This is a genomic window from Vibrio sp. STUT-A16, assembly GCF_026000495.1.
Lineage (GTDB): Bacteria > Pseudomonadota > Gammaproteobacteria > Enterobacterales > Vibrionaceae > Vibrio > Vibrio diabolicus.
Window position 1 is genome coordinate 806093 of sequence record NZ_AP026766.1, and the last position, 10368, is coordinate 816460.

General features: G+C 44.8%; 8 protein-coding genes. 2 read left to right on the plus strand and 6 right to left on the minus strand.

The genetic code is table 11. The features are described 5' to 3' along the window. The first annotated feature begins 176 nt into the window (after window positions 1-176). The gene (gene rsgA, locus OO778_RS20145; RefSeq protein WP_074190341.1) at window positions 177-1253 is read left to right on the plus strand and encodes a ribosome small subunit-dependent GTPase A; all 1077 of its coding nucleotides are present in this window, start codon (window positions 177-179) and stop codon (window positions 1251-1253) included. A gap of 357 nt (window positions 1254-1610) precedes the next feature. Beyond that, complete coding sequence (gene sstT / locus OO778_RS20150; RefSeq protein WP_005396770.1) at window positions 1611-2828, plus strand: serine/threonine transporter SstT; 1218 nt, start codon at window positions 1611-1613, stop codon at window positions 2826-2828. Window positions 2829-2900: 72 nt separating this feature from the next. On the opposite strand, the gene pdxY is transcribed toward sstT, so the two are convergent. The 6 genes from pdxY to OO778_RS20180 form a co-directional block, all read right to left on the minus strand. Next, the gene (pdxY, locus tag OO778_RS20155) at window positions 2901-3770 is read right to left on the minus strand and encodes a pyridoxal kinase PdxY (RefSeq protein WP_264912703.1); all 870 of its coding nucleotides are present in this window, start codon (window positions 3768-3770) and stop codon (window positions 2901-2903) included. Between the two features lie 101 nt (window positions 3771-3871). After that, a complete protein-coding gene (locus OO778_RS20160; protein ID WP_005396772.1) occupies window positions 3872-4060 on the minus strand; it encodes an AbrB/MazE/SpoVT family DNA-binding domain-containing protein in 189 nt (62 codons plus the stop codon). Between the two features lie 147 nt (window positions 4061-4207). Next, window positions 4208-5518, minus strand: coding sequence for a putrescine-ornithine antiporter (gene potE, locus OO778_RS20165; RefSeq protein WP_005396773.1), 1311 nt, complete (start codon window positions 5516-5518; stop codon window positions 4208-4210). A gap of 61 nt (window positions 5519-5579) precedes the next feature. Next, window positions 5580-7760: an ornithine decarboxylase SpeF gene (speF, locus tag OO778_RS20170; protein ID WP_264912705.1), complete on the minus strand. Its 2181-nt coding sequence runs from the start codon at window positions 7758-7760 to the stop codon at window positions 5580-5582. A 408-nt stretch (window positions 7761-8168) separates the two neighbouring features. Next, entirely contained in the window at window positions 8169-8615 is a 447-nt protein-coding gene (locus OO778_RS20175; RefSeq protein ID WP_031780583.1) for a helix-turn-helix transcriptional regulator, read from the minus strand. Window positions 8616-9155: 540 nt separating this feature from the next. Beyond that, window positions 9156-10352 (minus strand): SEL1-like repeat protein, encoded by a 1197-nt coding sequence (locus OO778_RS20180; RefSeq protein ID WP_046875696.1) that lies wholly within the window; start codon window positions 10350-10352, stop codon window positions 9156-9158. Window positions 10353-10368 lie beyond the last annotated feature (16 nt).

The window sequence follows — 10368 nt, forward strand, 5'->3', positions numbered from 1 at the left end:
GATTGTATTGAATAACACTAACTGGGCATCGCAAGGGTAACCCTAACAGAACCAACTCTGTGGCATAACCACAACTCCCCTTCTCTGCCCGGTCTTCACCGGGGTCAACTCTATCCGAATTAGACCCTAATGCGATTTGTATTAAGGCGCTTTTTTGCGTCTGGGATAATTCAACAATGAATCAAACACATACTTTTTGTGACACATTAATTTCAACTTCAAACCCACTAAAACGATTGGGTTGGAAACCATTTTTTCAGCAACAACTGACACTAGACGATTACGACAACACTATCTTTGCTCGTGTGATTGCGCACCACCGAAGTGGTTACTTATTGGCGACAGAAACTGGGCAAGTTCATCTTAATGCCCACCACTCTCTACCCAATATGACCGTCGGAGACTGGGTTATCTTAAATGACGATCAGCAATTTGTTCGCTTACTGGATCGCTTGAGCCTCTTTAGCCGCAAAGCAGCAGGCAGCAAAGTGGCAGAGCAACTCATCGCCGCAAATGTGGATACCGTTTTTATCGTCTGTTCCCTTAACGACGACTTCAATTTAAGTCGTATTGAACGCTATCTCGCCTTGGCTCATGAAGCCGAAGTCGAACCCGTCATCGTGCTTTCCAAAGCCGATTTGTGTGACGACGTCAATGAACTCAAAAGCCAAGTACAGAAGCTAGACCCTCTGCTAGTCATTGAGACGGTCAACGGCTTAGATGCAGAAAGTACTTCTAAGCTCATGAGTTGGTGTAATGAGGGGCAAACCGTCGCTTTTATCGGTTCTTCAGGCGTTGGCAAATCAACTCTTGTGAATGCATTACTCGGGCAGCAAGAACAGGCGACTGGGCATATTCGTGAAGACGATAGCAAAGGGCGACATACAACCACATCGCGCTCTATCCATCTATTACCTGATGGCGGCATCTTGATTGATACTCCGGGAATGCGCGAGCTTCAACTAGCAGACTGCGAAGTGGGCGTCAGTGAGGCATTTTCTGACATTGAGGTTCTCGCTCAGCGTTGTCGCTTTGGTGATTGCCAGCATCAAACTGAAACGGGTTGCGCAGTTCAAGCTGCGATTGAAAATGGCAAACTGGAGGTTCGTCGTTTCAATAACTATCAAAAACTATTGCGAGAACAAGCCTTTAACGGCGCGACTTTGGCAGAACAACGAGCTCAAAGTCGACAGTTCGGGAAACTCACTCGAAATGCCATGAGTGATAAGCGCAGGCGCCAACAAAGTTATTGATTTGTTACGTTTGAGTTGTCAATAAAATCAAAGGAGACGAAAGTCTCCTTTTTAACAACTTTATTAAAAACCATTACTCATAACTAATGATAATTTTCAACATAAAAATCCCATTTAAATAACATTGAGCAAACATTTAATCCAAAAACAAACTAAAACTAGACACAAAATATTACCAAGCTAAGATATGTGATATTCAGCAAGAAAATGGCTGAATTTATAAAAACAGGATAATTGATAATCATGTGTCTTAGTGACCAGAAGCAATGCTCACCCCTTGCAATACAAGGGCATTATCGCCGTGTAATGATGGACTATTGCCCTGCTCGCTCTGGCATAAAATTGCAGGAATGATGTATGCAACACAACAGCCTCGTTGCCCGATTTGCTCGTGGTAACCTCGTCGTCCAGATCCTTGTCGGTATTGTCTTTGGTATTTTGCTCGCCACAATCTCCCCAAGCCATGCCGAAAGTGCAGGATTAATTGGTAGCCTTTTTGTTGGTGCTCTTAAAGCGATCGCGCCAATCCTTGTGTTTATTTTGGTTGCCGCTTCAATTGCGAACCAAAAGAAAAACCAGCACACGTACATGCGTCCAATCGTTGTACTGTACCTGATGGGTACGTTCTTCGCGGCGCTATCAGCAGTGGTTCTAAGCTTCCTTTTCCCGACCAATTTAACGCTTGTCACCGGCGCTGAAGGTGCAACGCCGCCTCAAGGTATTGCTGAAATTCTACGCACACTGTTGTTTAAACTGGTCGACAACCCAGTAAATGCACTAGTAGAAGCAAACTACATCGGCATTCTTGCTTGGGGTGTGGGTCTGGGTCTTGCGCTACACCACGCATCTGCAACAACGAAAGCAGTGTTTGAAGATCTTAGCCACAGCGTGTCTCACATTGTTCGCTTTATCATTCGTCTTGCACCATTTGGTATCTTTGGCCTGGTTGCTTCAACGTTCGCAACAACAGGCTTTAGCGCACTAGCAAGCTACGCACACCTTCTGGCGGTTCTTCTTGGCGCTATGATGATCATCGCACTCGTTGTAAACCCGGCGATCGTGTTCGTTAAAACTAAGCAAAACCCTTACCCACTTGTATTCCGTTGCCTACGTGAAAGTGGTGTAACCGCGTTCTTCACTCGTTCAAGTGCGGCGAATATCCCAGTAAACATGGCACTATGTGAGAAGCTAAAACTGGACGAAGATACATACTCAGTATCTATCCCACTAGGTGCGACCATTAACATGGCTGGTGCTGCAATCACTATCACAACGCTAACGCTTGCAGCTGTGCACACTATGGGTATTGAAGTTGATCTACTGACTGCGCTACTGCTAAGTATTGTGGCTGCGGTTTCTGCATGTGGCGCATCAGGTGTTGCAGGTGGCTCGCTACTACTTATCCCACTTGCGTGTGGTCTGTTTGGTATCTCAAACGACGTAGCAATGCAGGTTGTAGCGGTTGGCTTCATCATCGGCGTGATTCAAGACTCTGCTGAAACTGCACTAAACAGTTCAACAGACGTTGTCTTCACAGCAGCAGTTTGTAAATCAGAACAGCAAAAAGCTCAGTAAGACTGACAGAATAAATAGAAAGGGGAGCCGATGATGGCTCCCCTTTTTTATATACTAATTATTTGCGCTCAATTACGCGGTGGCCAGAGCCACCTCTTCAATTGAGAAATGCTTACTTGGCTCAACAAACTCTTGCTGTGCCGCGATAGTTTGCAGCTCCCACTCCCCTGCATGGTAAGTGGCGCTTAATACCCCGTAGCACGCGTCATGGCAGTGTTGGAAAGCTTGCTTAGGAGACCACCCCTTCAATAATCCAGCGGTGAAGATAGCCGAGATAAGATCACCCACACCCACAGGCTGTTTGGCAAACTCAAACTGCGGACGCTTCGCTAAGTAAATGCCTTCTTGCGTTGCCAGTAACATGTTGAAGCTGCCATTCTCTAGGCAGTAAAGGTGCTTCACTAGCACTATTTTTGGACCTTTCGCTAGTCCACGTTGGCATGCCGTGATCGCATCGTCTAACGAGTGGATTTCCATCTCTGCAAATTGGCTTAGCTCGAACTGGTTAGGCACGATCACATCTGCCATTAGCATCAGACGGTTTAACAAGTTTTCTGCAATACCCGGTGCCACAATGCAGCCTTTGTCTGGCGCGCCCATCACAGGGTCGCAAACATAAAGTGCGTTCGGGTTCGCTTGCTTCACCTTCGTCACGGTTTCTTCAACAGCAAGGCACTGCTCTGCGCTGCCTTGGTAGCCCGTCAACACAGCTTGGCATTTTTCCAATGCACCGATGTTTCCAAGACCACGAACTAACTCGCTGATGTCTTCAGCCGCAAACGCTCGCCCAGTCCAGCCTTCTTGATACTGCGTGTGGTTAGAAAATTGAACGGTATGAATCGGCCATACTTCGAAGCCCATGCGTTGCATTGGGAAAACGGCACTGCTGTTACCAGCATGACCAAAAGAAACATGAGATTGTATAGAGAGGATACCTTGCATAGTACCTTACCTCTTATTGTTGTTATCGATAGTTCAAAGACAGCGGCAAGCGCCAGTTTTGCGAAACCAGTAGTGTATCCGACAAACCAAGATTCTCTAACTCAATTCTCGTTAACTTCTTCAGAGTAAGTTGGAGCGCTGGTTTTCAACACCATCTTCTTGATTTCCATTTTGTCTTTATTCAGTGCGATTTCTAGGGTATCTCCTTCCCTTATCCCGAGTTGAGTCAGGATTACGCTTGGAATGACTACGGCGGTATCGTCACCGATTTTAACAGGTTGACTTATCATCTTTCGTCCTCCAAATGTCGAAAATGAGTTTTCACATCATTGGATATTTATTCCCAAGAGCCTTGTTCTGACTTGGGCTTGGCATAAGCGCCTAAAAACAAAGAGCCTTCCACACCGCGTTTGGGAAGGCTCTTTCATTATTATTTTTTAATTTGCTAAAGGCTCATGCTTGGCAGCAATCAGACCGTAAGCACTCCAGCCTAGGAAGGTGACGATTGAGCCCCACATCATCGCTTCGTAGCCGGAACCATATAGCGCGTAGAAGCTGTATAGGGAACCAATCAGAGCGATAATGTTGGTGGTTTTCATCTCGCGCTCTGGCACGTGCGCCACTTGCTGCATGATGAAAATTGCGCCCATACATAGGATGTAAGGAATAACGTTCGTTACTACCGCTAGGTTAACCAGCGCTTCGAACTGCTCGTTCAGCGTTGGAGAAATAGTCATTAAAGACAGCACCGATTGGATAACCGTGATGGCCACCATACCTTTGATTGGCGTACCACGTTTGTCCACTTGAGAGAACAATTTAGGGAAGAAGCCCGCATCAGAAGATGATTTGAACACTGACGCGATAGTGAACTGCCAACCTAATAGAGAACCCGCACAAGCCAATACCGCCATACCAGCAACCGCTTTACCTGCTGCTGAGCCAAGCATCACAGACCATACGGTTGAGAATGGTGCGGTAGAAGCGGCAAGCTCAGAGTTTGCAACGATACCAGAACAGATGTTTGTCGATACAATGTAAACCACCGCAGCAATCAACGTACCGCCCAATACTGCGATTGGTACATTCTTCTCTGGGTTTTCTACCGCTTCTGAGTTCGCACATGCCGATTCAAGACCAAGAAACGCCCATAGTGTCATGGCAATAGAAGCACTCACAGCTTCACCAAATGGTAGGTGGTGTGGGTTCCAAGCTTCTATGTACATGGTTGGGTTAAACCAGAACCAACCAACAATACCTAGCGAACATACCGGTAGGATCACACCCCATACCGTGAAGGTACCGATTTGACCTGTGATTTTCGCACCACCGAAGTTAGCGAAAGTACAAATCCAAAGAATGGCGATGGTATACAAACAGGTTTCGACCGGAGATAGGGTCACTTCAAAAAATGCGGAGCCGTAACCCACACAGGTAATCGCGATCGCAATATTCGCAATAAGGAGCGACAAACCGTAAGTCCAGCCCGCCATAAACGCACCCGATTTACCGAATGCGTAAGACGCGTAACCGTTCATACCGCCGTCACGTTTACTAAAGCGACCACATTTTGCAAACACATAAGCCAACGCCAAAGAGCCCGCTGCCGTGATCAGCCAAGACAACACAGAAATGGTGCCCACCTGCGCCAGTTTACTTGGCAGCATGATAATACCGGAGCCAGCCATATTGATGAACGTCAGAATGGTTAACTGCACCACCGACATTTTTTTAGTTTCAGTACTCATAAATTATTCTCCACGAATAAGCGGTTCGCACCGACGCCGGAGCGTGGTGCGAACGGGTAGATTAATCTTTTAGGACATAGCAATGTGCGGTAGTGCGACCGTCGACATCTTCAAGGTACACACCTTGGATTTCTGGCGCGAAGCCTGGGAATCGGTTGATGCCTTCTTCTAGAGATAAGAAGTAATCCACCACCTGTTGAGTCCAGATTTCACCAGTGATCACACAGATAATGCCTGGAGGGTAAGGCAGTGCACCTTCGGCGGCTACGCGGCCGACGGCCTCTTTAAGTGGTAGGTAATCGCATTCACCGCGGAAGTATTTACGTGTTGCCACGTCTGGTTTGTGAACCATTTGTGGGAAGTATTCACTGCGGAACATCGCTTTTTGTAGCTGTTTCACGTTCAGCTCTTTGTACATGTCATGCATTTCCTGACATAGCTGACGGATGGTGTAACCACGGTAGCGCTCTTTGTTCGCTTCGTAGACGCCTGGTAGCACGATACTGAGAGGTGCATCATCACGAATGAATTTTTCAAATCGGTTGATTTGCGCGACAAGGTGACGGATCTTACCCATATCTTCGGCAGGAGTGAGTAGGAACAAGATGGAGTTCAAGTCGCACTTCTCAGGGATGATGCCGTTTTCTCGAAGGAAGTTCGCCAATAGCGTTGCCGGAATACCGAAATCTGCGTAGCTGCCGTCTTCGGCAATGCCTGCCGTGGTTAGCAACAATTTACATGGGTCAACAAAGTATTGACCTTCGCCATAACCTTCAAACTTGTGCCAGTTTGCATCTGGCTCGAACATAAAGAACTTCTTGTTGGTCGCGATCACATCCGTGTCGTAACTGCCCCAAGGTTGACCTTCAATTTCATTTGGAATGAACGGACGAATTAACTCACAACTTTTGAGAATTTCTCTACGCGCTTCGATACCTGTCTTAACTGCGTCGCTCCATAAACGTAAGCCTGCTTCACCATCGTGGATCTTCGCGTTCACATCCAATGCAGCAAACAACGCATAGAAAGGAGATGTCGATGCGTGCATCATAAACGCGTTGTTAAAGCGTTTGTGATTGCAGTAACGAGCTTGGCCTTTGATATGGCGGTCTTTTTTGTGGATTTGCGACGTTTGAGAGAAACCAGCTTGTTGCTTGTGAACAGACTGGGTCACGATCACACCCGCATCTTCTGGTTTCAGATCCAGTAGCAGTGGCGAACAATCTTTCATCATAGGGATGAACTGCTCGTAGCCTACCCATGCCGAGTCAAACAAGATGTAGTCACAAAGGTGGCCAATCTTATCCATGACGTAACGAGCATTATAAATTGTACCGTCGTAAGTCCCCAACTGGATGATGGCCAGGCGGAACGGACGTTCATCTCGTGCACGCTCTGGAGATACTTTCGCGATTTGAGCACGAATATACTCTTCATCGAAACAGTGCTCATCCATACCACCAATGAAGCCCCAAGGGTTACGCGCCGTTTCTAGATAAACTGGCATACCACCCGCTTGGATTAACGCGCCGTGGTGATTCGACTTGTGGTTATTGCGGTCGAACAATACCAAATCACCTTCAGTTACTAGCGCATTACACACCACTTTATTTGAAGCAGAAGTACCGTTAAGTACGAAGTAAGTTTTGTCAGCGTTAAATACTTTTGCAGCGTGTGCTTGCGCTTGGTGTGCAGAACCTTCGTGGATCAGTAAGTCACCTAAGTCCACGTCCGCGTTACACAAGTCGCTACGGAATAGGTTTTCGCCAAAGAAATCGTAGAATTGTTTACCAGCAGGGTGTTTTTTGAAGAACTGACCACCTTGGTGCCCTGGACAGTCAAACGCCGAGTTACCCATCTCAACGTAGTGCGTTAATTGCTTGAAGAAAGGAGGGAGCAGACGACACTCATATTTAGTCACAGCTTCATTAATTTGACGGCAGTAGTAATCGATAGATTGTCTTTCTAAATCAATAACCCCCGTTAACCAAACGTAATCTTCTGCCGAAACTGGAGTTTCATCGGTCACTAAGAAAACAGGAATTCCGTACCCTGTTTCCGAAATCATTCTGTGCAGACCCGCTTTAATGTCTGCTGACGTAATAATAGCCGCACCAACGTCGGTTAATTCAACTTGTTCTAAAGGCAGTAAGTGACGATTAAATTGTTCATCTAAAGATTCAGCTAATAAGCTAAAGTCTTCAGGCATGTAATTACTAACACCTATAATTAAACGTTTCATTTGAAATATCTCTTTTTGTTCTTTAAAAATGACAAGGACAGATATTACAAACGAAATATTTATTTAAAATTCAAATTACAAATTTCGTGATTAAATTTTCATATTTAAAAGACTTATTTTATCGAATTAAAATTTAGAGACTTTCATCACTTTCCAGCTTCTATCTCAATGATATTGAAACGCACCTAAAAGGAAAGAACCTTCAATAATTATGTGACAACGCCCATTATTAAAAAGAAGGTTATTATAAGAAAATAAAGTTTTGAGATTTCCATCACTATATAATAAGTTAAATTATATTATTGCAGTTTAAAACACTCCACTTTTAACCAAATTTAAACACATAATAAAAGAGCCATCAACACATGTATTGATGGCTCTTTACTTTGGATATAAAGAAAAAACAACTTAATTGAATAAATGACTATCTAGCTTGACTCCACCATTCGACCATTGCTGATAACGCTTTACAGACATGCCTGACGAGTACATGGTATGTTTACAATCCATACACTCAACAAAATACAACCCACTCATTCCTGCCATAACGTGCAGCCTTCGGCTATCGCAGCGCTTGCAGGACAGGCGCTTTACTTTGGTGTTGACGTCAATACGCCGAGCAAAGTTTAACGTTTCGTGAGAGCATAAAGCGTCAACAGCACTATCTTTAAAAGGATGCTCACTAAGTAAATAATTAATGGCGTAATCGTACACCGGGGGGATTGAAGATTTTCCACTTTCAATATTACTTATCTTAGCAACGGAAACGCCTAATAAAGAAGCGAACTCAGCCTTACTGTACTCTAAGATAAATCTTGAAGAGATGAATTTATCTGCACTAATGATTCTCAACATACACAAATCTCTAATAGAAATAAAAACAGAGCAAACTAATTCGCTCCATTTCTGCTGAAACATGTAATGAAAAAGTTACTTCCTAGTGTAATTCTGCATATTATCTATGCTATTTTATTTTGTACGTCATCTTGCGCCTAATTAATTATAAAATCAATAATCCATGCCTAAATATAAAAACACAATTTAAGATTTATAATACAATTTTTAATTTACATTATTAGATAAAGTAATGAATACTATTCACCTATTACTCTGGGCATCAAGTATTGCTCTTCAATCATTATTACTATCAATTGAAGAGACTTGATTTGAGCCCAACAGGAGAAGTAGATAAAGAGGGAAATCCCTCTATTTGAAGATAAACATATCCCGCCTTAGCGAAGTACTAAAAATGTGTTGAAAAATCGAATAAATAGTATGCAATCCAGTAAATAAATCGCTTAGATAAGTTTACAGTCTGTAGTTGTGACCGACAGAGATACTGAGCCAGAAAGGCAAAAGAAAAGCCTCAATTATGAGGCTTATGGATAAGATAAATTATGGTTGAAGGAAATTCTGCGTGAAATCGAGCGCCTCTTTAGAGAGCTTTTTTTCGGTAGACGATGTGGTTGTCTGTCCTTCCGTCGTTGCTGTGGTCATGTCTGGCTGGAAGTTCGGCGCCGATGCTTCATCCCATGCGTTAGCATCGTCTTTATTTTCGTCACTCAGCACCGCGTTAAGCTCCTCCTCTGCAGGAAAATACGCTTCGCGTTTGTACACCTTGTTCAGCGCCCGAATAATGGAATGCTTTCTTACCATCCCTGACGCCAGCTTTCTTTGCAACGGTTTCGCTATAGATTGCAATCCAACGACGACGTCAACACCAATATTGGTCGCCACTTCGTCACGCAACGTACGCGCTGGCTGATACCCCATATTGGCAGCAAGAAACAGCCAAACATAAGCAATCGCATTGCCTGTTTTACCTTTGTCCTTCCACGCTTCGCCAGCATGATACATCGCCTCGGCGCTGCCACCTTCTGCGGCCCTTTCAAGCCAATAGCAGCCTTTGACCATGCTTTTTTCTGTACCAACACCATTTAGGTAACATAAGCCAACTTGGATCTTTCCGTCCGCACTGTCTTTTTCAGCCGCTTTCATAAACCAATAAAGCGCATCTGCACTGCGTCCTGCACTATTGTCTGGTGAAAGTTGCCATTCACCCATGTAAAGCATGGCATCAATACAGCCTTCTTCGGCTGCAGTTTCAATCAGTTGGTTACCTTTGGGAATATTTTTTTCCGTTCCGCGACCAAAAACCAACGCTTTGCCTGTCGCAAATTTCGCTTCGGTATCACCTTCCATTCCGGCAATGGCGGTACGCCAAAAGTTTGCCTGCTCTTTTAAAATCACATCTTCACGCATGCGCTCACTCAAGCGAACAATACCGTACATTCCCGTCACGTTGTCCAACTTAGCGGCTTTATCATACCAATACAGCGCTTGACGAATGTTGTCCTTCTCGGCTTCTTTCGCTAGAAATAAAATGGTGGGGATATGCCCGGTTTCTGCTTTGAACTCACGCTCTTTACGCTCTTGCTCTCGCGCTTTTTGCATCGCCTTTCGATAAGCGGCTTCGCGAGCTTTCCTCTCTGCCTCGAGTCTCTGTTTCCGCATCGACAACGAGATCATCCACACAAATATCAGGACGAGTGAAAGGCCAGTTGCCGCAATGGCAATGCCCATACTACTCATAAATAGCCTCTTTTGG